This is a genomic window from Burkholderia sp. AU32262 (assembly GCF_020419985.1).
Taxonomy (GTDB): Bacteria; Pseudomonadota; Gammaproteobacteria; order Burkholderiales; family Burkholderiaceae; genus Burkholderia; species Burkholderia semiarida.
Genome location: NZ_JAIZRS010000041.1, coordinates 1 through 20,959 on the forward strand (window position 1 = coordinate 1; position 20,959 = coordinate 20,959).

22 protein-coding genes and 2 tRNA genes are annotated in these 20,959 nt (G+C 66.7%); 11 read left to right on the forward strand and 13 right to left on the reverse strand.

The genetic code is table 11. The features are described from left to right. Positions 1-64: 64 nt before the first annotated feature. The 4 genes from LGN10_RS31345 to LGN10_RS31360 all read right to left on the reverse strand — a co-directional run bounded on the left by LGN10_RS31345 (position 65) and on the right by LGN10_RS31360 (position 4,434). On the reverse strand, positions 65-2,431 hold the full coding sequence (locus LGN10_RS31345) for a RelA/SpoT family protein (RefSeq protein WP_027783823.1): 2,367 nt from the start codon (positions 2,429-2,431) through the stop codon (positions 65-67). Between the two features lie 63 nt (positions 2,432-2,494). After that, complete coding sequence (rpoZ, locus tag LGN10_RS31350; RefSeq protein ID WP_006025620.1) at positions 2,495-2,698, reverse strand: DNA-directed RNA polymerase subunit omega; 204 nt, start codon at positions 2,696-2,698, stop codon at positions 2,495-2,497. Positions 2,699-2,756: 58 nt separating this feature from the next. Further along, positions 2,757-3,440, reverse strand: a complete 684-nt coding sequence (gene gmk / locus LGN10_RS31355; protein ID WP_059574102.1) for a guanylate kinase — start codon at positions 3,438-3,440, stop codon at positions 2,757-2,759. Between the two features lie 70 nt (positions 3,441-3,510). Beyond that, complete coding sequence (locus LGN10_RS31360) at positions 3,511-4,434, reverse strand: YicC/YloC family endoribonuclease (protein WP_089464611.1); 924 nt, start codon at positions 4,432-4,434, stop codon at positions 3,511-3,513. A 173-nt stretch (positions 4,435-4,607) separates the two neighbouring features. Between LGN10_RS31360 and rph the strand changes: the two genes are divergently transcribed. The 9 genes from rph (at position 4,608) to LGN10_RS31405 (ending at position 11,178) form a co-directional block, all read left to right on the forward strand. Then, positions 4,608-5,348, forward strand: coding sequence for a ribonuclease PH (gene rph, locus LGN10_RS31365; protein ID WP_060965699.1), 741 nt, complete (start codon positions 4,608-4,610; stop codon positions 5,346-5,348). Further along, positions 5,341-5,970, forward strand: coding sequence for an RdgB/HAM1 family non-canonical purine NTP pyrophosphatase (rdgB, locus tag LGN10_RS31370; protein ID WP_060313074.1), 630 nt, complete (start codon positions 5,341-5,343; stop codon positions 5,968-5,970). Before rph ends, rdgB begins: the two co-directional genes overlap by 8 nt. A 34-nt stretch (positions 5,971-6,004) precedes the next feature. Continuing rightward, entirely contained in the window at positions 6,005-7,219 is a 1,215-nt protein-coding gene (hemW, locus tag LGN10_RS31375) for a radical SAM family heme chaperone HemW (protein WP_060313069.1), read from the forward strand. Positions 7,220-7,263: 44 nt separating this feature from the next. Beyond that, positions 7,264-7,351, forward strand: a tRNA-Ser gene (locus LGN10_RS31380). Between the two features lie 142 nt (positions 7,352-7,493). Further along, positions 7,494-7,883, forward strand: a complete 390-nt coding sequence (locus LGN10_RS31385; RefSeq protein WP_059638897.1) for a hypothetical protein — start codon at positions 7,494-7,496, stop codon at positions 7,881-7,883. A 294-nt stretch (positions 7,884-8,177) separates the two neighbouring features. Then, positions 8,178-8,471: a hypothetical protein gene (locus LGN10_RS31390; RefSeq protein ID WP_060313063.1), complete on the forward strand. Its 294-nt coding sequence runs from the start codon at positions 8,178-8,180 to the stop codon at positions 8,469-8,471. Between the two features lie 315 nt (positions 8,472-8,786). Beyond that, positions 8,787-9,278, forward strand: a complete 492-nt coding sequence (locus LGN10_RS31395) for an energy transducer TonB (protein WP_059574109.1) — start codon at positions 8,787-8,789, stop codon at positions 9,276-9,278. Between the two features lie 305 nt (positions 9,279-9,583). After that, positions 9,584-10,894, forward strand: a complete 1,311-nt coding sequence (locus LGN10_RS31400; protein ID WP_089464610.1) for an MFS transporter — start codon at positions 9,584-9,586, stop codon at positions 10,892-10,894. Positions 10,895-10,998: 104 nt separating this feature from the next. Next, positions 10,999-11,178 carry a hypothetical protein gene (locus tag LGN10_RS31405; protein WP_059574111.1) on the forward strand — a complete coding sequence of 60 codons (180 nt, stop codon included), beginning with the start codon at positions 10,999-11,001 and terminating at the stop codon, positions 11,176-11,178. 19 nt (positions 11,179-11,197) lie between these two features. On the opposite strand, the gene waaC is transcribed toward LGN10_RS31405, so the two are convergent. Then, entirely contained in the window at positions 11,198-12,196 is a 999-nt protein-coding gene (waaC, locus tag LGN10_RS31410; protein ID WP_226226079.1) for a lipopolysaccharide heptosyltransferase I, read from the reverse strand. A 191-nt stretch (positions 12,197-12,387) separates the two neighbouring features. Between waaC and LGN10_RS31415 the strand changes: the two genes are divergently transcribed. Further along, the gene (locus LGN10_RS31415; RefSeq protein WP_059574113.1) at positions 12,388-13,923 is read left to right on the forward strand and encodes a chloride channel protein; all 1,536 of its coding nucleotides are present in this window, start codon (positions 12,388-12,390) and stop codon (positions 13,921-13,923) included. Between the two features lie 116 nt (positions 13,924-14,039). Here LGN10_RS31415 and LGN10_RS31420 read toward each other — a convergent pair whose 3' ends face one another. From LGN10_RS31420 to LGN10_RS31445, 6 genes are all read right to left on the reverse strand, one after another. Next, complete coding sequence (locus LGN10_RS31420; protein WP_059574114.1) at positions 14,040-14,441, reverse strand: YXWGXW repeat-containing protein; 402 nt, start codon at positions 14,439-14,441, stop codon at positions 14,040-14,042. A gap of 160 nt (positions 14,442-14,601) precedes the next feature. Beyond that, entirely contained in the window at positions 14,602-14,856 is a 255-nt protein-coding gene (gene minE / locus LGN10_RS31425; RefSeq protein ID WP_006476634.1) for a cell division topological specificity factor MinE, read from the reverse strand. A gap of 12 nt (positions 14,857-14,868) precedes the next feature. Next, the gene (minD, locus tag LGN10_RS31430) at positions 14,869-15,684 is read right to left on the reverse strand and encodes a septum site-determining protein MinD (RefSeq protein ID WP_006476635.1); all 816 of its coding nucleotides are present in this window, start codon (positions 15,682-15,684) and stop codon (positions 14,869-14,871) included. A gap of 59 nt (positions 15,685-15,743) precedes the next feature. Further along, entirely contained in the window at positions 15,744-16,529 is a 786-nt protein-coding gene (gene minC, locus LGN10_RS31435) for a septum site-determining protein MinC (protein WP_059574115.1), read from the reverse strand. Between the two features lie 169 nt (positions 16,530-16,698). Continuing rightward, complete coding sequence (locus LGN10_RS31440; RefSeq protein WP_226093718.1) at positions 16,699-17,322, reverse strand: GNAT family N-acetyltransferase; 624 nt, start codon at positions 17,320-17,322, stop codon at positions 16,699-16,701. After that, on the reverse strand, positions 17,285-17,560 hold the full coding sequence (locus tag LGN10_RS31445; protein ID WP_226093717.1) for a hypothetical protein: 276 nt from the start codon (positions 17,558-17,560) through the stop codon (positions 17,285-17,287). The genes LGN10_RS31440 and LGN10_RS31445 overlap by 38 nt, the downstream gene beginning before the upstream one ends. 316 nt (positions 17,561-17,876) lie before the next feature. Here LGN10_RS31445 and LGN10_RS31450 point away from each other — a divergent pair, with 316 nt between their 5' ends. Beyond that, complete coding sequence (locus LGN10_RS31450; protein WP_089464609.1) at positions 17,877-19,037, forward strand: alkane 1-monooxygenase; 1,161 nt, start codon at positions 17,877-17,879, stop codon at positions 19,035-19,037. Positions 19,038-19,425: 388 nt separating this feature from the next. Here the strand turns inward: LGN10_RS31450 and LGN10_RS31455 are convergent. After that, positions 19,426-19,516: transfer RNA gene (locus LGN10_RS31455), tRNA-Ser, on the reverse strand. Between the two features lie 117 nt (positions 19,517-19,633). After that, entirely contained in the window at positions 19,634-20,935 is a 1,302-nt protein-coding gene (serS, locus tag LGN10_RS31460; RefSeq protein ID WP_089464608.1) for a serine--tRNA ligase, read from the reverse strand. Between the last annotated feature and the right edge of the window lie 24 nt (positions 20,936-20,959).

Sequence of the window (20,959 nt, forward strand, 5' to 3'; positions counted from 1 at the left end):
CCCCGCCCGTTGTTCACCCCCCCCCCCCCCCCCCCCCCCCCCCCCGCGAAGGGGCGCGTGAATGTCAGTAATCCTGCCGCTCGCGCTCGATGCGCATGCCGCCGTCGTGGCGCGCATGCGCCCCGTCGTCGGTCGAGCGCTCTCGCATGATCCGCATCACGTCCGGATTGGTTCTCACGCGCCGCATCACGTTCGCGAGATGCACGCGGTCGCTGACCTGGATCACGAAGCGCAGCACCGTCGATTCGTGGGTCAGATCCTCGTCCATCGCGATATGGACGATGTTCGCGTCGGCCGACGTGATGTCCGCCGCGACGCGCGCGAAGATGCCCTTCGTGTTCTTCACGAGCGCCTTCACCGCGACATCGAACAGGCGGCCCGGCTGCGGCGCCCATTCGACGTCGATCCAGCGGCCCGGATCGCGGCGATGGATGCGCTGCGCGACACGGCAATCCGTCGTATGAATCGCCATGCCCAGACCGATGCCGATGTAACCCATGATCGCGTCGCCCGGGATCGGCCGGCAGCATGCGGACAACTGCACGGACATCCCTTCGGTGCCGGTAATCACGACCGGCGGCGCATGATGCGCGGGATGCCGCTCGGACTTCGGCAGATCGTCGTCCGCGTCGCGGCCGCTCATCAGCACCTCGATGCGCTTGGCCATCACCGCGGCGACGCGGCGGCCGAGGCCGATGTCCGCGAAGATTTCCTGCCGGCTCTTGTTGCCCGTCCACTGCACGAGCTTCTCCCACACTTCCGGCTCGACATCGGCCAGCGCGAGGCCATAGCCCTTCAGGCTCTGGTCGACGAGCCGCTCGCCCAGCTGCACGGACTCGTTCAGGCGCATCGTCTTCAGGTAGTGGCGGATCGCCGAGCGCGCCTTGCCGGTACGCACGAAGCCGAGCCACGCGGGATTCGGCTTCGAATACGGCGCGGTGATCACTTCGACGATGTCGCCGCTCTTCAGCTCGGTGCGCAGCGGCAGCAGCTCGTTGTTGATCTTCACGGCCACGCACTGGTTGCCGAGATCGCTGTGGATCGAATACGCGAAATCGAGCGCCGTCGCACCGCGCGGCAGCGCCATGATCTTCGACTTCGGCGTGAACACGTAGACCGCGTCGGGGAACAGGTCGATCTTCACGTGCTCGAGGAATTCGCTCGAATCGCCCGCTTCGCTCTGGATGTCGAGCAGCGACTTCAGCCACTGGTGCGCGCGCTTCTGCACGTCGCTGAGATCGGCGCTGCCGTTCTTGTACAGCCAGTGCGCGGCGACGCCCGCCTCGGCGATCTCGTGCATCTTGCGCGTGCGCACCTGGAACTCGATCGGCGCGCCGAACGGGCCGACGAGCGTCGTGTGCAGCGACTGATAGCCGTTGATCTTCGGGATCGCGATGTAATCCTTGAACTTGCCGGGCACGGGCTTGTACAGCGCGTGCAGCGCGCCGATGCACGTGTAGCAGTCGAGCGGGCTGTCGACGACGACGCGAAAGCCGTACACGTCGAGCACCTGCGAGAACGACAGCTGCTTGTCGCGCATCTTGCGATAAACGCTGTAAATGGTCTTCTCGCGGCCGGTGATCTCGGCGTCGATCTTCGCGTCGGCCATCGCGCGCTGCGCGGCCTCGAGGATCTTGCTGATCACTTCGCGGCGATTGCCGCGCGCGGCCTTCACCGCCTTCTCGAGCGTCGCGTAGCGATGCGGGTTGAAGTTCGCGAAGCTCATGTCCTGCAGCTCGCGATACGTGTTGTTCAACCCGAGGCGGTGCGCGATCGGCGCGTAGATGTCGAGCGTTTCGCGCGCGACGCGGCGGCGTTTTTCCATCGGCACCGCGCCGAGCGTGCGCATGTTGTGCAGGCGATCGGCGAGCTTCACGAGAATGACGCGCACGTCGCGCGCCATCGCGAGCAGCATCTTGCGGAAGTTTTCCGCCTGCGCTTCCTCGCGGCTGCGGAATTCCATCTTGTCGAGCTTCGACAGGCCGTCGACCAGTTCGGCGACCTTCGGGCCGAACCGCTCGGCCAGCTCGTTCTTGGTCACGCCCTGGTCTTCCATCACGTCGTGCAGCAACGCGGCCATCACGGCCTGCGCGTCGAGCTTCCAGCCGGCGCAGATTTCCGCGACGGCGACGGGATGGGTGATGTAGGGTTCGCCACTCTGGCGATATTGACCGAGGTGGGCTTCGTCGCTGAAGTGGAACGCCGCCTTGACCTCTTTGATTTCGTCCGGAGCGAGATACTCGGCAAGCGCGGCCGTCAGTTTCGCGATCGAAACGACGCCGTGCTTGCGCGGCTGCTCCGGGGTGGCGGTCGGCCCGAACAGATGCCGGAAGGATTGTTCGAGGACCGCGTCGATGTACTGGCGCGCAGGCGACTGGGCCGTGGCTTCGGTGGTCGGATCCGCGGAGGCGGACGATGGGGTGGTGCTCATATTCGCCTCCAGGTCGAGTCGTTGCGCGCGTGGACTACATGGCTGGAACGGGCCGGATGCGCGTTACACCGGCACCTTCTTCAGCATCTCGACGCCGACCTGGCCGGCAGCGATTTCGCGCAGCGCGACGACGGTCGGCTTGTCGCGGCTTTCGATTTTCGGCGTATGGCCTTGCGCGAGCTGCCGCGCGCGATAGGTGGCGGCGAGCGCCAGTTCGAAGCGATTCGGGATTTGCTTCAGGCAGTCTTCGACGGTAATGCGAGCCATGTTGGTGATTCCTTCTGAATATAGTCCTTATTCTACCTTATGTCCCTCGTGCCCCGCGTCATTCCGCGTGGGGCAGATGGATGCCGAGCTCGATGAACAGCTCCGTGTGTCGCGCGTACTGCGAAGCAAAACGCAGGCGCGTCGCCGCGACGATGCATTCGAGTTCCGCGAGCGCACGCTCGAAATTCTCGTTGATCACCACGTATTCCGCTTCCGACGCGTGCGCGATTTCGCTGCCGGCCGCCAGCAGGCGTCGCGTGATCACGTTCGGCTCGTCCTGGCCGCGCTTCTTCAGGCGCTCCTCGAGCGCGTCGAGCGACGGCGGCAGGATGAAGATGCCGACCGCGTTGCGGAACTGCTTCTTCACCTGCAACGCGCCTTGCCAGTCGATTTCGAGCAGCACGTCGTGGCCGTTCTGCATCTGCTCCTCGATCCAGACGCGCGACGTGCCGTAGTAGTTGCCGTGCACTTCCGCGCTCTCGAGGAATTCGTGCGCCGCGTGACGCGCGCGAAAATCCTCGACGGTCGTGAAGTGGTAGTGCTGGCCGTCCTGCTCGCCGGGGCGCGGCTTGCGCGTGGTGTACGAGATCGACAGGCAGATGTCGCTGTCCTTCGACAGCAGCGCATTCACGAGCGTCGACTTGCCGGCGCCCGACGGCGCGACGACCATGAACAGGTTACCGGGATAGACGCCGCCGTGCAGCGAATGCGACGCGTGGCCGTCGCGATGGGAATCGGTCATGACAGCCTCCGCCGGGCCGCCCCCTCGGAGGGCAGCAAACATAGTGAGCGTGGGGGTCGTTTCATCTCTTTTACTCCAGGTTTTGCACTTGCTCGCGCATCTGCTCGATCAGCAGCTTCAGCGCCATCGACGCGTCGGCGAGTTCCTTCGCCGCCGCCTTCGAGCCGAGCGTGTTCGCTTCGCGATTCAGTTCCTGCATCATGAAGTCGAGACGCTTGCCGACGCGGCCGCCCTTCTCGATCACGTGACGCGTTTCGTTCAGGTGCGCGGTGAGCCGCGACAGCTCTTCCGCGATGTCGATCCGGATCCCGTACATCGTCACTTCCTGACGGATGCGCTCCGCGGCTTCCTCGCGCGTGACGACCGTCGAGCCGCCTTCGGGCGCCGCGAGGCCGAGCGCTTCCTGCAGCCGCTCGACGATCTTCTGCTGATGCTTCGCGATCAGCTCCGGCACGAGCGGCGTGATGCGCGCGACGATCGCCTCCATCTCGGTGACGTTCGACAGCAGCATCGCCGCCAGTTGCGCGCCTTCGCGCGAACGCACGACGACGAGCTCGCCGATCGCTTCCTTGCCGCAGGCGAGCACCGCGTCGCGGATCGCCTCGGCCGACACGCCGCTCTCGGCGAGCACGCCGGGCCAGCGCAGGATCTCGCCCGCGCGCAGGCGGCCGACGCCCGGGAACGAATCGAGCACCGCGCGTTCGAGTTCGGCAAGCTGGCCGAGCGCCGACTGGTTCAGCGCGCCCGCGCCGATGCTCTGCTCGCCGCGCTGCAGGTTGATACGCACGTCGACCTTGCCGCGCGACAGCTTGTTCATCAGCATTTCGCGCAGCGCGGATTCGCACGCGCGCACGTCGTCCGGCATCCGGAAATTGAGATCGAGGAAGCGCGAGTTCACGGTGCGCAGTTCGACCGACACGCTGGTGCCGCCGTTGCCGGTGGCCGTCGCGAGTTCGCGCGTCGCGCTCGCGTAGCCCGTCATGCTGTAGATCATGGTTCGTCTCGCCGTCTGGTGCCCTCGCGGGCGGGGGATATGTCGAGGCGCCCGGCGCATCGGAAAGCGCGGGGCGGCGAGCGCGCATTATCCCATTTTTGCGGGACACCCCGCCGGGCGCGCGCGGCGTTCGGCGCTAAAATCGGGCTTTCCTCTCCTTCCGCGATTTCCCCATGACGTCTTCCGTTTCCCGCCCGAGCGGCCGCCGCGCCGACGAACTGCGCAAGGTCGCCCTCACGCGCCACTACACGAAACACGCCGAAGGCTCCGTGCTGGTCGAATTCGGCGACACCAAGGTGCTCTGCACCGCCAGCGTCGCCGAGCGCGTGCCCGAATTCCTGCGCGAGCGCGGGCAAGGCTGGCTGACCGCCGAATACGGGATGCTGCCGCGCGCGACGCACACGCGCAGCGACCGTGAAGCCGCGCGCGGCAAGCAGACGGGCCGCACGCAGGAAATTCAGCGCCTGATCGGCCGCGCGCTGCGCGCGGTGTTCGATCTCGAGGCGCTCGGCCCGCGCACGATCCACATCGACTGCGACGTGATCCAGGCCGACGGCGGCACGCGTACGGCCAGCATCACCGGCGCGTTCGTCGCCGCGCACGATGCCGTGTCGACGCTGATCGCGGCCGGCAAGCTCGCGCGCTCGCCGATCACCGACCACGTCGCCGCGATCTCGGTCGGCGTGTACGAAGGCGCGCCGGTGCTCGACCTCGACTACGCGGAAGATTCGCGCTGCGACACCGACATGAACGTCGTGATGACGGGCGCGGGCGGCTTCGTCGAAGTCCAGGGCACGGCCGAAGGCGTGCCGTTCTCGCGCGCCGAGATGAATGCGCTGCTCGACCTCGCGCAAGGCGGGATCGCCGAGCTCGTGCAGTTGCAGAAAGCTGTCCTGGGCACGAACCATGCGTGACGACCGCACCCTCGCGCCGCTGTCGCGCATCGTGCTCGCGTCGAACAACGCCGGCAAGCTGCGCGAATTCACCGCGCTGTTTTCCACGGTCGGCATCGAGATCATGCCGCAGGGCGACCTGGCCGTGCCCGAGGCGGAAGAGCCGTTCGGCACGTTCATCGAGAATGCGCTGACGAAGGCGCGCCACGCGTCGCGGCTCACCGGGCTGCCGGCGATCGCCGACGATTCCGGCCTGTGCGTGCGCGCGCTGCGCGGCGCACCAGGCGTCTATTCGGCGCGCTACGCGCAGCGCGCGGGCCGCGACAAGGGCGATGCGGCGAACAATGCGTACCTGGTCGAGCAACTGCGCGGCGTCGACGACCGGCGCGCATACTATTGCTGTGTGCTCGCGCTCGTGCGTCACGCGGACGATCCCGAGCCGCTGTTCGCCGAAGGCCGCTGGGCCGGCGAGATCGTCGATACGCCGCGCGGCGGGCATGGATTCGGCTACGACCCGTATTTCTACCTGCCGTCGCTCGGCGCGACGGCAGCCGAACTCGAGCCGGCCGTCAAGAACACGCACAGCCATCGCGCGCTCGCGCTGAAGGCGCTGCTCGCGCGGCTCGCAGAGGAACCCGCATGATCGTCTTCATCACGCATCCGCAGCGGGAGGCCGCATGAGCCAGGCCGCGGAAACCGGCGCACGCGTCGTCGCGACCTTCACGTCGCCCGGCCAGGTGCGCCTCACGTCGCTGCCGCCGCTCGCGCTGTACGTGCATTTCCCGTGGTGCGTGCGCAAGTGCCCGTACTGCGACTTCAACTCGCACGAATGGAAAGGCGAACGGTTTCCGGAAGCCGAGTATCTCGACGCGTTGCGCGCCGACCTCGAGCAGGCGCTGCCGCTCGTGTGGGGCCGGCAGGTGCATACCGTGTTCATCGGCGGCGGCACGCCGAGCCTGCTGTCGGCGGCCGGCCTCGACCGGATGCTGTCCGACGTGCGCGCGCTGCTGCCGCTCGACGCCGATGCCGAGATCACGCTGGAAGCGAATCCGGGCACGTTCGAAGCCGCGAAGTTCGCGCAGTTCCGCGCAAGCGGCGTGAACCGCCTGTCGGTCGGCATCCAGAGCTTCAACGAGGCGCACCTGAAGGCGCTCGGCCGGATTCACGACACCGCGCAGGCACGCGCGGCCGTCGAGATCGCCGCGAAGAACTTCGACAACTTCAACCTCGACCTGATGTTCGCGCTGCCGAACCAGACGCTCGACGAATGCCGCGCCGACATCGAGACGGCGCTGTCGTTCGCGCCGCCGCACCTGTCGCTGTATCACCTGACGCTCGAGCCGAATACGCTGTTCGCGAAATTCCCACCCGTCGTGCCCGACGACGACGCGTCGGCCGACATGCAGGAATGGATCCATGCGCGCACGGCCGAAGCCGGCTACGGGCGCTACGAAGTATCCGCGTACGCGAAGCCGAATCATCAGTGCAAGCACAACCTGAACTACTGGCGCTTCGGCGACTATCTCGGGATCGGCGCGGGTGCCCACACGAAACTGTCGTTCCCGAACCGGATCCTGCGGCAGGCGCGCTACAAGCATCCGGCGACCTTCATCGAACAGGCGAAGGCCGGCACGGCCGTGCAGGAAGAGCGTGAGGTCGGCGCGCGCGACCTGCCGTTCGAGTTCATGCTGAACACGCTGCGGCTCGTCGAGGGTTTCCCCGTGCACAGCTTCGCGGAACGCACGGGCCTGCCGATGAGTACGATCGAGCCGGCATTGAAGGAAGCGGAACGGCGCGGACTGATCACGCGCGATTTCACGCAAATCGCGCCGACGCCGCTCGGCCAGCGTTTCCTCAACGACCTGCAGGAATTGTTCCTGCGCGACGACTGAACGAATGAACGGGGCGGCATTTCGGTTACAATGCCGCCTCGTGTGGAAGCGTGGCCGAGCGGTTTAAGGCACTGGTCTTGAAAACCAGCGACGGGAAACTGTCCGTGAGTTCGAATCTCACCGCTTCCGCCAGGAAATTCGCCGAACCCCGTCCATTCGCAGAATGACGGGGTTTTTTGTTTGTCCGCCCGCGTGCGCCCCGCACGAGCCGACACGTCGCGCCGGATGCCGTTACAATCCCGCGCTCCGATTCGCGAAACGGGAACTCCACGTCATGAAGCCCTTCCTCGTCTCGTCGCTCGCCGCGCTGCTGGTTGCCGTCAGCACGCATGCGGCGGCCGACACCGCCTCCGGCGACGCGCAAGCATCGTGTGCGATCGCGTACGTGACCGGCGTCGGCGGTTCGCCGCGCGGCCTGAGCGAATACCTCGCGAGCCCGTCGCCATACAACTACCTGAAGGACAACGAGCTTCAATGCAAGGTGGGTGACGACGGACGCACGTCGAACTGCACCGGCGTGACCTATCTGCGCAACGAACAGGTCAGCGTATACGACGATTCCGATCCGGCGACGCTGACCGTCGTCGCGCGCGTGGAACTCGATCACGGCCAGAAGTATCCGGTGATCGTCGTCGTGCAGCGCAAGGACGCGCGCTGCAAGTAATGAAGTCGCGACGCGACACGTTCATCAGTCGAGACGGACGCGCATGCGCGCCGGGCAGCGGCAGGCGGAGCAGCAGGACGACCGACACCACGGCGCCCAACGCAAACGCAATCGCGCTCAGGAATCGGCACCGGATCGGCATGGTACGCGCGCCCGGGCGCATGCCGCCGCGCATCGCCGCACGCCTCCCCACCCCGCTCGCCATCACCTAGAATTCCTTCAACACGGCGACAAACGCCGCCGCGTATTCGATGCCGCACGCGCCACCCGTGCGCGCGGCACACGGAGATCGCCATGACCGACCTGTCGAGCGCGACGGACCACGTCGATTACGAAGGCTTCGAGATCCATGTCGTGCCGGCCGCGATGCCCGGCAGCGACACGCGCTATACCTACACCGGCTACGTGTGCCATCCGGGCGTGAATCCCGCGCTGCCCGGCCATGCGGTGCCGTTCCACGCGGACGGCGAGGAGAGCTTCGCGAGCCTCGACGAGGCGACCCGCGAAGGCGTGCACGTCGGCAAGAGCATCATCGACGGCACGCACCCCGACCTGTCGGTACTGTCGCTCGTGACGCACGGCTTCTGACGCGGCCGGAAAGCATCGCCAGCGATGGCGCGGAAGGCCGGTCGAGGTCACCGCATCGGCTGGCCGCGCCGCGCGGCCGGATGATCGCAGCGTGCCGCGGCTTTCAACCTTGCAACATGCGCGTCCATCGCTGACGCTGTCATATGTCGCGTCACCTCGCGACGCACCGCGCGCGATGCACGTCGCTCGACGCAGCGCCCGGCCGTCATCATCAGCGATCGCAGCAACCGATCCCGCGCGCTATGCGTTTCCCCCCATATCGTCTCGCGTCGGTACGCCTATCATTTTTCTATCGTCCCTCCCGGCCATCCCGTCATGCGCCCCCTTCTCCGTCCGCGCGTCGTCCGGCTGCGTGTCGCTGCGCTAGCCGTCGTCGCCCTGCTCGCCGCGTGCACGATCACGCCGCCTTCGTCGCTACGCTCGGTCCTGACGATTCCGTCGGTCATACGCAGCGGCACGCTCGACCAGTATCGCGTCGAGGTCGCGCATCGCGTCGCCGAGCGCAATCCGTCCGGCATGCTGCACGGCACGCCGCAGGCCATGCTGCGCTCGCTCGTCGTCGTGGCCTTCACCGTCGATGGCAGCGGCCGCGTGATCAACGCGTCCGTCTATCGCAGCAACGGCGACAGCGAGGCGGAAGCGCTCGCGCTCGCGTCGCTGCGCCGCTCGGCGCCGCTGCCGGCGCCGCCGTCACGGCTGCTCGACGGCAACGGCCGGCTCGAACTGATGGAAGGCTGGCTCTTCAACGACGACGGCCACTTCCAGTTGCAAAGCACCGCGTCCGCGCAGGCGCAGTCGATCGACTGACGCGCCGCCGCGGCCCGATTGCCGGTGCACGGCGCTGCTGGCTATAATTTTCCGCACTCGCGCGGCCATCACGCCGCGCGTGCGTTCGCGCGCCGCACCCGGCAAGCGAGCCGACCACGCCGGCACCGGGCGGCGGCGACGTACCCGTCTCCATCGTCGACCGGCGGGTGACGTCCGCGCCACGGCGCGCGTCCACGCCGCCATCGCGTCATCCGCATCGATCATTTGCCCGGCAGCGCCCGGCAGGCCGTCGCCCGCCGAACGCACGCTCAGCCGGCTGCCCCAACGACAAAACGGAGACATCCATGTCCGCATCCCCCCCGGCCGTTGCACACGCAACCGGTTCGGCCGGCGCCGTCAGCCACCGGCGCATCGTGTTCGCGAGCTTCATCGGCACCGCGATCGAGTTCTACGATTTCTACGTGTACGCAACGGCCGCCGCGCTCGTCATCGGCCCCGTGTTCTTTCCGCACGGCTCCGCAACGGCGCAGGCGCTGTCCGCATTCGTCACGTTCGGCATCGCGTTCATCGCGCGCCCGATCGGCTCGTTCCTGTTCGGACACTTCGGCGACCGTATCGGCCGCAAGTCGACGCTCGTCGCCTCGCTGCTCGTGATGGGCGTATCCACCACCGCAATCGGCTTCGTGCCCGGCTACGACACGATCGGCACGCTCGCGCCGGTGCTGCTGTGCGTGCTGCGTTTCGGCCAGGGGATCGGTCTCGGCGGCGAATGGGGCGGCGCGGCGCTGCTCGCGACCGAGCATGCGCCGCAGGGCAAGCGCGGCTGGTTCGGGATGTTCCCGCAACTGGGGCCGTCGGTCGGGTTCCTGATGTCGAACGGGCTGTTCTTCGCGCTCGCGCTGTCGCTGTCCGACGAGCAGTTCCGCAGTTGGGGCTGGCGCATCCCGTTCCTCGTCAGCGCGGTGCTCGTCGCGCTCGGCCTGTACGTGCGGCTCAAGATCACCGAAACGCCCGCGTTCCAGGCGGCGCTCGACCGCAACGAGCGCGTGCGCGTGCCGGTCGCGACGCTCGTCACGCAGCACTGGCAGCCCACGCTGCTCGGCGCGCTCGCGATGGTCGTCTGCTACACGCTGTTCTATATCTCGACGGTGTTCTCGCTGTCGTACGGCGTGTCGGCGCTGCATATTCCGCGCCAGAGCTTCCTCGGCCTGCTGTGTTTCGCGGTCGTCTTCATGGGGCTCGCGACGCCGCTGTCCGCATGGGCGTCGGACCGCTTCGGCCGCAAGCCGGTGCTGGTCGCCGGCGCGCTCGCCGCGCTGCTGTCGGGGTTCGCGATGGCGCCGCTGCTCGGCAGCGGCTCGATGCCGCTCGTCGCGCTGTTCCTGACGATCGAACTGTTCCTGATGGGCGTGACCTTCGCGCCGATGGGCGCGCTGCTGCCGGAGTTGTTCCCGACCAACGTCCGCTATACGGGCGCGGGCGTCGCGTACAACCTCGGCGGGATCCTCGGCGCGTCGATCGCACCGTATATCGCGCAACTGCTGGCTGCGCGCGGCGGGCTGTCGTGGGTCGGCGGCTACGTGTCGGTCGCGGCGGCGATCAGCCTGATCGGCGTATTGCTGATGCGCGAAACGCGCGACGCATCGCTCGTCTGACCCTCCGGGGCGACCCGGGTTGTACGGCGGCAGGCGCGCTCTATACTCGATCCTGGGCGCGTCGTCGCGCGCCCGGATATCCCGCCCCGACAGGAGCCGCCGCCATGAATATCCGCCTCGCCAATGCCGATCTCGTCGTGATCCTCGCGCTCGCGCTGGGTGGCGCGCTGCTGCTCGCGCTACGGTTCCGGCCGAAGACCTGGCGCGGCCTCGTGTTCGAGGCGCTGCTGGCGAATCTGGCGGCCATCGCCGCCGTCGTCACGGTCGAGATGTTGCTGGCCTGACCACGGCCGCCGCGCCGCGTCAGGCGGACAGCCGCGCGCGCAACGCGCCGTAGGCCGGGCAGACCGTATCGATCGCGTCCAGCGCCTCGTCGACGGTCGGCATCGCGCCCGGCTCGCCGATCGACAGCGCATGCGGCGCGCCGCCGATCCCGCAATGGTGGCGCGACGTCGCGACGAAAATCATCACGGTCGGCCGCTGCAACGCGTGCGCCATGTGCACGAACCCCGTATCGACCCCCACCACGAGCGCGGCCCGGCCCAGCGCCGCGCCCAGTTCACGCACCGTCATCGCCGGCAACACGATCGCGCCCGGCGCACGAGCGGCGATATCCCGCGCATCGTCGTGCTCGGCCGCCAATCCCCACGGCAGCAACACGCGCACGCCGCGCGCCATCATCTCCGTGGCAAGGGCGGCCCAGTGTTCGGCCGGCCACTTCTTGTCGGGGTTGGACGTCGCATGGAACAGCAGCATGAACGGCCCGCCGTCGGTCACGGCCGCGGGCAGGCTCGCGTCCTGCGGCGCGACGATGCCGTACGCGGCAGCCCCTTCGGGCACGTAGCCGAGCGCTTCGCCGGCACTCACGCGCATCCCGTGCCATGCGTCGCAGTCCGGCCGCGGGCCGAAACGGTGCGAATACGCGAAGCGCGCGCCCGTTTCGCCAAGATCCTGCGTCTGGTAGCCGACACGGCGCGCGGCACGCGCCAGCGACGAAATGATCGCGCTCTTGTAGACGCCGTGCAGATCGATGACCGCATCGTAACGATGCGCACGCAACGCACCGATCGATGCCGAGATCGCCTTCAGGTCGCCGACATTGCGCATTTTCTTGAAGCGGCGCAGCGGCGCGCACAGGACGGCGCTCACGCCCGGATGCCAGCGTACGACCTCCGCGCACGATTCGTCGACGGCCCAGTCGACCGTCACGCCGGGGAAGGCGCGATGCAGGTCGGCGACGACAGGCAGCGTCTGGACGACGTCGCCGAGCGACGTCACTTTCACGATGAGGATGCGTTTCACGATTGGCGGGGTTCTCGACGGGTTATCTCGGCATGCTAACGACGGTTGCTATGTACAGACATTACGCGAGCATTACATTTGCAACAAATTGCATCTATTTTGTGGATTTTTGTCATTCCCTACCGGCTTCCGAGGTCCCGCTGGCATCCGGTTCTTTTTATAATTCCCTCTTTGCCCTCCGGCCCGAGCCAATGCCGCGCCCCGCCCTTCCCGCGCTGTTTCCCGCCCTCACCCGCCGCTCGCTGCGAATCTGGCGTCAATATGGTGTCTTCTGGCTCGGGGCGATCGTCGTCGGGCTCGCGGCCGTCCTGTACGCCCGATTGATCGACTGGGGCTACGAGTCTTTCCGCGCGATGCGCGATCACGCCGTGTGGCTGCCGCTGCTGCTGACGCCGGCGATCGCCGCGCTGTCGGCATGGATCACGCGCCGCTTCTTCCGCGGCGCCGAGGGCAGCGGCATCCCGCAGGTGATCGCGACACTGCATGCGCGGCCGAGCGCGTTCGGCGCCCGCTTGCTGACGCTGCGCATCCTGTTCGGCAAGGTACTGATCTCGTTCCTCGGCATCCTCGGCGGCTTCACGATCGGCCGCGAAGGGCCGACCGTGCAGGTCGGCGCGGCGCTGATGTTCAACCTGCGGCGCTTCTACCCGCGCTCGAACGCGCAGATCGAACGCCAGCTCGTATTGGCCGGCGCGGCAGCCGGGCTGTCGGCCGCGTTCAATACGCCGCTCGCCGGCATTGTGTTCGCGATCGAGGAACTGACCCGCAGCTTCTCCGCGCGCGCCAGCGGCGTACTGATCACCGCGATCATCCTCGCCGGCGTCGTGGCGCTCGGGCTGAACGGCAACTACACGTATTTCGGCACGATCAACGCCGGCCTCCATTTCCCGAAACTGCTGGCGGTGGCGGTGCTGGTCACCGCGATCGTGACGGGCATCGCGGGCGGCCTGTTCTGCTGGCTGCTGCTCAACACGGGGCGCTGGCTGCCCGCGCAACTGCTGGGCCTGTATCGCGAGCGGCCGATCAGGTTCGCCGCGCTGTGCGGCTTCCTGATCGCCGTCGTGGGGCTCGTATCCGGCGGCACGACGTTCGGTAGCGGCTACGCCGAGGCGCGCGGCCTCCTCGACGGCAGTCAGCATCTGTCGGTGTTCTATCCGTTCCTGAAGATGGTGTCGATGGTCGCGTCGTACCTGCCGGGCATCCCGGGCGGGATCTTCGCGCCGTCGCTGTCGATCGGTGCCGGCTTCGGCAACCTGCTGCACGCCGTGTTCAGCAACATGAGCCTGCCGATGCTGATCGCACTTGCGATGGTCGGCTATCTGGCGGCCGTCACGCAGTCGCCGATCACGTCGTTCGTGATCGTGATGGAAATGATCAACGGGCATGCGCTCGTGATTTCGCTGATGGCGACCGCGCTGGTATCGAGCCGGGTCTCGCGCTTTTTCGCGCCGCCGCTCTACGAAACGCTTGCGCAGCGCTATCTCGCGCCTCCCGTCGCGGCCGCTGCAGCGACGGCAGCCACCGCGAGCAACGTTGCCGAACCCCAGGATGAAAACGCGGCCCCCGCCGACCCGCTCGATACGCTGCGCGACGAAGGCGGCGACGAGCCGGCCGCCGCGGCGGCGGCCGACCGCGCCGCGCCGACACCGGCGTCGGACGATACCGGGCCGCCGGCTGCGACCGGCGCAGACGCCCCGGCCCAACCCGGCCCGCGCGACACTCAATAGATCACGACGGGCGCCGGCCGGTAGTAGACCGGCCGCGCCGGCACGACGATGCACCCGGCCAGCGTGATCGCGACGAGCGCGATGGCGATTGCGGTTCTTTTCATCGCACGCCTGCCTCAAGCCCAGTGGCCACGCGTCCAGAACCAGTTCGGGCCGCGCTGATCCCAGTGGCCCGGCACCCAGTGCATGCCGACGCGTTCGGTTTCCCAGTGACCGCCGATCCACACGTAGCGGCCATGATCCCAGCGCCAGTGCCCGCGCTCCCACACGTAGCCCACGCGCGTGGCCGGTACGACCTCGTAGCGCACGGGCGGCGGCGCATTCGGCGCGACGACGACGACTTCCTCGGTACGCACGGCGACCGGCTCGGCGATGACCATGCGCCCCTGCGGCGCGATCACGGGCGTGCCGACGAGAATTTCGTCCGCATGCGCGGCAAACGGCGCGACGACGGCTGACAGGCCCGCGGCGAACAGCGCGAGCGAAACGAGACGACGTGAAACGGTAGAGACAGCCATCACAACCTCCTGGTTGAACAAGTTACGCGAGCGTATTCGTTCAATGCGCGACGGGGGATGACGGCCGACAGGCGCCGTGTTACGGCGTACCCGAAAGTGCAACAGGGCGTAAGACGCGCACGGCGGCGGGCGCCGCCGTGCGGAGGGACACGCGCAAGCGTCAGGCTTGCGGAATCTCGATCTTCACTTCGAGGACTTCGAGATCGTCCTGGCGCTCGAGGCTCACGCGAATGTCATCGTCCGAAATATGGACGTACTTCGAGATGACCGCGACGAGTTCCTTCTGCAGCGCCGGCAGGTAATCGGCCGGCGGCCGGCCGCCGACCCGCTCGTGCGCGATGATGAGCTGCAGGCGCTCCTTCGCGACCGATGCGGACTTCTTCTTCTCGCCGAGGAGAAACGAAAGGATGGACATGGGCGGCCTCCGTTACTTGCTGCCGAAGAGGCGCTGCAGCAGGCCCGGCTTCTGGTAATCGGTGAAGCGCAGCGGCTTGTCCTCGCCGAGAAAGCGGGCGACGACGTCCTTGTACGCTTCGGCGACGTCGGTACCGTCGATATGCACGGCCGGCAGACCCTGGTTCGATGCGTGCAGCACGGCTTCCGACTCGGGCACCACGCCGATCAGCTTGATGCGCAGGATCTCGCTGATGTCCTCGAGCGACAGCATCTCGCCTTCGCTCACGCGCTTCGGGCTGTAACGCGTGATCAGCAGGTGTTCCTTGATCGGCTCCTTGCCTTCCGTCGCGCGCTTCGTCTTCGACGACAGGATGCCGAGAATGCGATCCGAATCGCGCACCGACGACACTTCCGGGTTCGTGACGATCAGTGCTTCGTCCGCGAAGTACATCGCGTGCAGCGCGCCGGCTTCGATACCGGCCGGCGAATCGCAGACGATGTATTCGAAGTCCATCGCGACGAGGTCGTTCAGCACCTTCTCGACGCCGTCGCGCGTCAGCGCATCCTTGTCGCGCGTCTGCGACGCCGGCAGGATGAACAGGTTCTCGCACTTCTTGTCCTTGATCAGCGCCTGGTTCAGGTTCGCTTCGCCCTGGATCACGTTCACGAGGTCATACACGACGCGACGCTCGCAGCCCATGATGAGATCGAGGTTGCGCAGGCCGACGTCGAAGTCGATCACGGCCGTCTTGTGGCCGCGCAGCGCGAGACCCGACGCGAAGCTCGCGCTCGTCGTCGTCTTGCCCACGCCGCCCTTGCCCGAGGTCACCACGATGATTTTTGCCATTTACCCAATACCCTGTGTTCGTCAATGAGAGCCGATCGATCCGGAGCGCACCGCGTGGATTACGTCAGGCGCAGCGGTTCGATCATCAGTTTTTCCTCTTCGAGCCGGATCTGCACCGATTTGCCCAGTACGTCGGCGGGCAGCGGGTTCTCGGTGGTTCGATAGATACCCGCGATCGAAATCAGTTCCGGTTCGAGACACGTGCAGAAAATGCGCGCGTCGTGATTGCCGTGCACGCCGGCGAGTGCACGGCCGCGCAACGGCGCGTAGATATGAATATTGCCTTCCGCGATGATCTCCGCGCCGTGACTGACCGGCGCGAGCACCACGAGGTCCCCTTTCGCGTAAATCTGCTGCCCCGAACGCAACGGCCGGTCGATCACCAGCGTCTGCGCACCGGCTTGCCCGAGCGCCGGCGCGGGTTCCGGCGACTGTTCGGGCGCCGCTTCGGCTTCCCCAGCGGCGGCGGTGTCGACGGCTGGCACGGCCGCCGGTTCCGCTTCGTCGGCAGGTTTCGCGGCCGGCGCGCGGCGATCGCGCGCCTCCAGCAACGGCAGGCCGGCTTCCCCCGCCCAGCCCTGCGTGGCCAGCGCGACGACGCCCACCGGACGCATCCGCACGTCGTTCAGCATCTGGCGGATGTCCGCGAGCGCGACGCGTTCGCCGTCAGCCAGGCGGCGGACGTCGATCGCGACGACATCGTCGGCAAAAAACTCGGGAGTCGCTTCGAAGCGCTTGACCAGTTCGGCACGCAACGCATCGAGATCGGTCGTCTTCACGGTGAACAGCAACGTATCGACCGATCCGCTGCGCAGCTCGAAGAATGGCGATTTTTTAAGCGACATGGACACTCTGCAAAAATTTTTTGCGTATTTTACAGGCGTCCACGCGTGCGGCCATTATTTTTGGGACTCGGGGTTGCGGCGGCCCGGGCGGACGCGCAACCGGCAGGCGGGCAGGCCAGCGGCCGATCGCGCTGTCATCGCGCCGCCCGGCTGGCGTGTCGGGACAGCGTCAGTGCTTTACCTGCGACACGAACAGCGATTTCATCGCGCCGGGCATCCGCGCGATCGGCGCATGTTCGCCGGTGTTGCCGAAACCCGCACGCTCGTAGAAACGGATCGCATTGCGGTTCGCATCGGCGATCCACGCGTAGACGTCGGTGGCGCCGCGCTCGGCGAGCCATGCAGTGGCCGTCTCCAGCAGCAGCACGCCACCGCGCAGGTGACGCACCGCATGCGCGACCCACAGTTCGCTGACGAACGCGCGCCGATCGGGCGTGTTGTCGAAATACGCGCCGATCATGCCGGCCGGATGGCCTTCGGTGTACAGCAGGAAAGTCGTCGACTCGTCGGACACGGCGCGCTGCGCGGCGATCGCCGACGCTGCGTCCGTTTCGACGGTCAGCAATTCGGCCTCCGGCGCTTCGCCGGGCGCGTAGGGCTCACGCAGCGATGCAGCGCGGAGTTCGCGATACACGCCGCCCTGATCGGCAGCGATACGACGAACGGTCAAGGTCGAACTCATGCAGGCACAGCCCCCTTCGGACAGCAAGCTAGTAGCTTCAACCGAAAGCGGGGCATGAGTCAAATCGTAATTTTCAAACGGCGGCGCGGATCGAAAGGCGGCGGAGGTCATCGGCGACGACCCGCACCGATCGGTGTGCACGTGCAGCATCGGCGCATCGGCGCAGATTGTTGGACGGTAAATGTGCTGTCGTGATCCAGCGCTTCGCCTCGTTCTCCTTGCGATGCGCGGCCCCCCGGTTTCGAGCCGCGTTGCATTGCCTTGCCGCGGCCGTAATGCGACGTAATACAAGCAAACGAAACACGCGCTGCAGCAATACTTCGCTGGCCTTTTTATTGCGATGCAACATTTGTTGCCGCCGCATCACATCGGCATGCGCGCATCACGCGCCGGGCCATTCATCTGACGAACGCGCCAACCCACGGACAGATTCGCCCCTACCTGCATGTTTCAATCGGCGCGCCTGGGCGCTTCGATACGCGCGTGGTGCATGCTCCGGCGTTTGGAGCGTCACGCCTAGCGCGGGGGTTTGGCAAGCGCGCACGCCGGTCGTATAACAGGCAGATCCGGGCGACGATCCGGGGGCCGCCGCGCGCGTCGCGGACCACGAGGATTCGAAGATCTTGCATGCGGCCGCCTGCGGGCCGGCCGACTGGAGGGAGACAATGGCAACGACCGACGGATCGGCTTCGAGCTGGTCGGATGGCAAGCGTTACCTGTGGCTGCTCGGCGCGCTGACGATCACGCTGCCGATCCTCGCCGCGCAGCTCGCGCTGTCGACGGGCTTCCATGTGTTCTGGTGGTTCGGTCCGCTGTTCGCGTTCGGCGTGATCCCGATTCTCGACACGCTCATCGGCGACGATCGCGACAATCCGCCCGAAGCCGTCGTGCCGCATCTCGAACGCGAGCGCTATTACCGGTACATCGTCTATCTCGCGACTTTCGTCGAATACGTGGCGTTCTTCATGTGCGTGTGGATCGTCGGCACGCACGCGCTCGCTTGGTACGACTATGTCGGCTTCGCGCTGTCGCTCGGCGCCGCGACGGGCATCTCGATCAATACCGCGCACGAGCTCGGGCACAAGACCGACCGCTTCGAACGCTGGCTCGCGAAGATCACGCTCGCACCGGTCGCGTACGGCCACTTCTACGTCGAGCACAACCGCGGCCATCACGTGCGCGTCGCGACCGCCGAGGACCCGGCGAGCGCGTGCTATGGCGAATCGTTCTGGGCGTTCCTGCCGCGCACGGTGACGGGCAGCATCCGCTCGGCATGGCGACTCGAAAAAACCCGCCTCGAGCGCCTCGGGCGTTCGCCGTGGACGTGGCGCAACGAAGTGCTGCACGCGTGGGCGATGACCGCGATCGTATGGGGCATCGCGATCGCGATGGCCGGCAAGATCGTGATCCCGTTCCTCGTGATCCAGGCCGTCTACGGCGCTTCGCTGCTCGAAGTGGTGAACTACGTCGAGCACTACGGGCTCGGCCGCCGCAAGCTGCCGAGCGGCCGCTACGAACGCTGCACGCCGCAGCATTCGTGGAACAGCAATCACGTCGTCACGAACCTGTTCCTGTACCAGTTGCAGCGACACGCCGACCATCACGCGAATCCGACGCGCTCGTACCAGGCGCTGCGCCACTTCGACGATGCGCCGCAATTGCCGGCCGGCTACGCGACGATGATCCTGCTCGCGTACGTGCCGCCGCTCTGGTATCGCGTGATGAACCCGCGTGTCGTCGCGCACTATCGCGGCGACATGGCGCAATCGAACATCAAGCCGTCGATCCGAGACAAGGTGCTGGCGCAGTATCCGGCTGCGGCGTGACGGTTCGGCGAGGACGGTGTGGAAACCGGCGGGCACCGCTTGAAACGGTTCGGGCGCCGGCGTCCGGTTTCGCACGCGCGGTGCCGAAGCGAGCCCGTCACACCGTTTCCGGCAGCAGGAACATGACCCCGTGACGACGGGAGGCAGCAATGCAACAACCGTCAGGACTTCCGACAGTCGGTGCGGCACGAAGCGGTGGTAGTAGTCGTCATGCAGCGAGCCTGCATTGAAGATGCGGCACGATCGCGCTGCTATCGGCATCCGCACGATCCGATGCGCCGGTAGCCCGCCCGCTGTCACTGCATCGGCAATCGGCAATCGGCACATTGCACCGGCGACCCAAAACGAAAAACCCCTTGATCCTTCCGGATCAAGGGGCTTCGTATTTTGGCGGAGAGGGTGGGATTCGAACCCACGGTACGGGGAAACCGTACGCCTGATTTCGAGTCAGGTACATTCGACCACTCTGCCACCTCTCCTTCCTTACTGCATCTCGCGGCTGGTCGTTTCCGCGAGAAAAAGATTATAAGACGATCGCTTCGCGCCTGACAAGCCCCTTCGGCAAATTTTTTTGCGAGGGCTTCGGCAGGCCCGCGTTAGGACACCTGCGCCGGCGCGTCGATACGCTCCATGCCGCCCATGTACGGACGCAGCACTTCCGGCACCGTGACCGAGCCGTCCGCGTTCTGGTAGTTCTCCAGCACCGCGACGAGCGTCCGGCCGACCGCCAGACCCGAACCGTTCAGCGTGTGCACGAGTTCGGGCTTGCCCTGTGCGTTGCGGAACCGCGCCTGCATCCGGCGCGCCTGGAACGCCTCGGTGTTCGAGCAGCTCGAGATTTCGCGGTAGGTGTTCTGCGCGGGCAGCCACACCTCGAGGTCGAACGTCTTCGCGGCCGAGAAGCCCATGTCGCCCGTGCACAGCGTGATCACGCGGTACGGCAGGCCGAGCTTCTGCAGGATCGCTTCCGCGTGGCCGACCATCTCGTCGAGCGCCGCATACGACGTTTCGGGCGCGACGACCTGCACCATCTCGACCTTGTCGAACTGGTGCTGACGGATCATCCCGCGCGTGTCGCGGCCGTACGACCCGGCTTCCGAGCGGAAGCACGGGGAATGCGCGGTGAGCTTGATCGGCAGCGCGGATGCGTCGACGATCGATTCGCGCACGGTGTTCGTCAGCGAAATCTCGGACGTGGAGATCAGGTATTGCGTGACCTTGTTCTCCTCGCCGCCCTTCTCGACGCGGAACATGTCGTCCGCGAACTTCGGCAGTTGGCCCGTGCCGTACAGGATCTCCGGGTTCACGATGTACGGCGTGTACGTTTCGGTATAGCCGTGCTGCTGCGTGTGCGTGTCGATCATGAACTGCGCGAGTGCGCGATGCAGGCGCGCGATCGGGCCGCGCAGCATCGTGAAGCGCGCGCCGGCGAGCTTCGCGCCCGTCTCGAAATCGAGGCCGAGCGGCGTGCCGACGTCGACGTGATCCTTCACCGCGAAGTCGAACTGGCGCGGCGTGCCCCAGCGGCGCACCTCGACGTTGTCGGCTTCGTCCTTGCCGACCGGCACGCTTTCGTGCGCGACGTTCGGCATGCCCAGCATCAGCTCGGACAGGCGCGCCTGGATGTCGCCGAGCCTGGCTTCCGACGCCTTCATTTCGTCGCCGATCCCGCCGACCTCGGCCATCACGGCCGACGTGTCCTCGCCCTTCCCCTTCATCGCGCCGATCTGCTTCGACAAGCTGTTGCGGCGCGCCTGGAGCTCTTCGGTGTGGGTCTGGATCGCACGGCGTTCCGCTTCGAGTGCGGAGAACGCGGCGACGTCGAGGGTGTAGCCGCGATCGGCGAGGCGCTTGGCGACGCCGTCGAGGTCTTTGCGCAGCAACTGGATGTCGAGCATGGGAGGACTTGGAAAATCGTTGTG

Coding starts and splice junctions, on each gene's coding strand:
- hemW (WP_060313069.1), top strand. CDS start 6,005: ATGAGCCAGGCCGCGGAAACCGGCGCACGCGTCGTCGCGACCTTCACG.
- rdgB (WP_060313074.1), top strand. CDS start 5,341: ATGCGTGACGACCGCACCCTCGCGCCGCTGTCGCGCATCGTGCTCGCG.
- rpoZ (WP_006025620.1), bottom strand. CDS start 2,698: ATGGCTCGCATTACCGTCGAAGACTGCCTGAAGCAAATCCCGAATCGC.
- rph (WP_060965699.1), top strand. CDS start 4,608: ATGACGTCTTCCGTTTCCCGCCCGAGCGGCCGCCGCGCCGACGAACTG.
- LGN10_RS31420 (WP_059574114.1), bottom strand. CDS start 14,441: ATGGCTGTCTCTACCGTTTCACGTCGTCTCGTTTCGCTCGCGCTGTTC.
- LGN10_RS31385 (WP_059638897.1), top strand. CDS start 7,494: ATGAAGCCCTTCCTCGTCTCGTCGCTCGCCGCGCTGCTGGTTGCCGTC.
- LGN10_RS31360 (WP_089464611.1), bottom strand. CDS start 4,434: ATGATCTACAGCATGACGGGCTACGCGAGCGCGACGCGCGAACTCGCG.
- LGN10_RS31345 (WP_027783823.1), bottom strand. CDS start 2,431: ATGAGCACCACCCCATCGTCCGCCTCCGCGGATCCGACCACCGAAGCC.
- LGN10_RS31395 (WP_059574109.1), top strand. CDS start 8,787: ATGCGCCCCCTTCTCCGTCCGCGCGTCGTCCGGCTGCGTGTCGCTGCG.
- LGN10_RS31415 (WP_059574113.1), top strand. CDS start 12,388: ATGCCGCGCCCCGCCCTTCCCGCGCTGTTTCCCGCCCTCACCCGCCGC.
- LGN10_RS31440 (WP_226093718.1), bottom strand. CDS start 17,322: ATGACCTCCGCCGCCTTTCGATCCGCGCCGCCGTTTGAAAATTACGAT.
- LGN10_RS31450 (WP_089464609.1), top strand. CDS start 17,877: ATGGCAACGACCGACGGATCGGCTTCGAGCTGGTCGGATGGCAAGCGT.
- LGN10_RS31405 (WP_059574111.1), top strand. CDS start 10,999: ATGAATATCCGCCTCGCCAATGCCGATCTCGTCGTGATCCTCGCGCTC.
- minC (WP_059574115.1), bottom strand. CDS start 16,529: ATGTCGCTTAAAAAATCGCCATTCTTCGAGCTGCGCAGCGGATCGGTC.
- minE (WP_006476634.1), bottom strand. CDS start 14,856: ATGTCCATCCTTTCGTTTCTCCTCGGCGAGAAGAAGAAGTCCGCATCG.
- LGN10_RS31390 (WP_060313063.1), top strand. CDS start 8,178: ATGACCGACCTGTCGAGCGCGACGGACCACGTCGATTACGAAGGCTTC.
- serS (WP_089464608.1), bottom strand. CDS start 20,935: ATGCTCGACATCCAGTTGCTGCGCAAAGACCTCGACGGCGTCGCCAAG.
- LGN10_RS31400 (WP_089464610.1), top strand. CDS start 9,584: ATGTCCGCATCCCCCCCGGCCGTTGCACACGCAACCGGTTCGGCCGGC.
- gmk (WP_059574102.1), bottom strand. CDS start 3,440: ATGACCGATTCCCATCGCGACGGCCACGCGTCGCATTCGCTGCACGGC.
- LGN10_RS31445 (WP_226093717.1), bottom strand. CDS start 17,560: ATGTTGCATCGCAATAAAAAGGCCAGCGAAGTATTGCTGCAGCGCGTG.
- minD (WP_006476635.1), bottom strand. CDS start 15,684: ATGGCAAAAATCATCGTGGTGACCTCGGGCAAGGGCGGCGTGGGCAAG.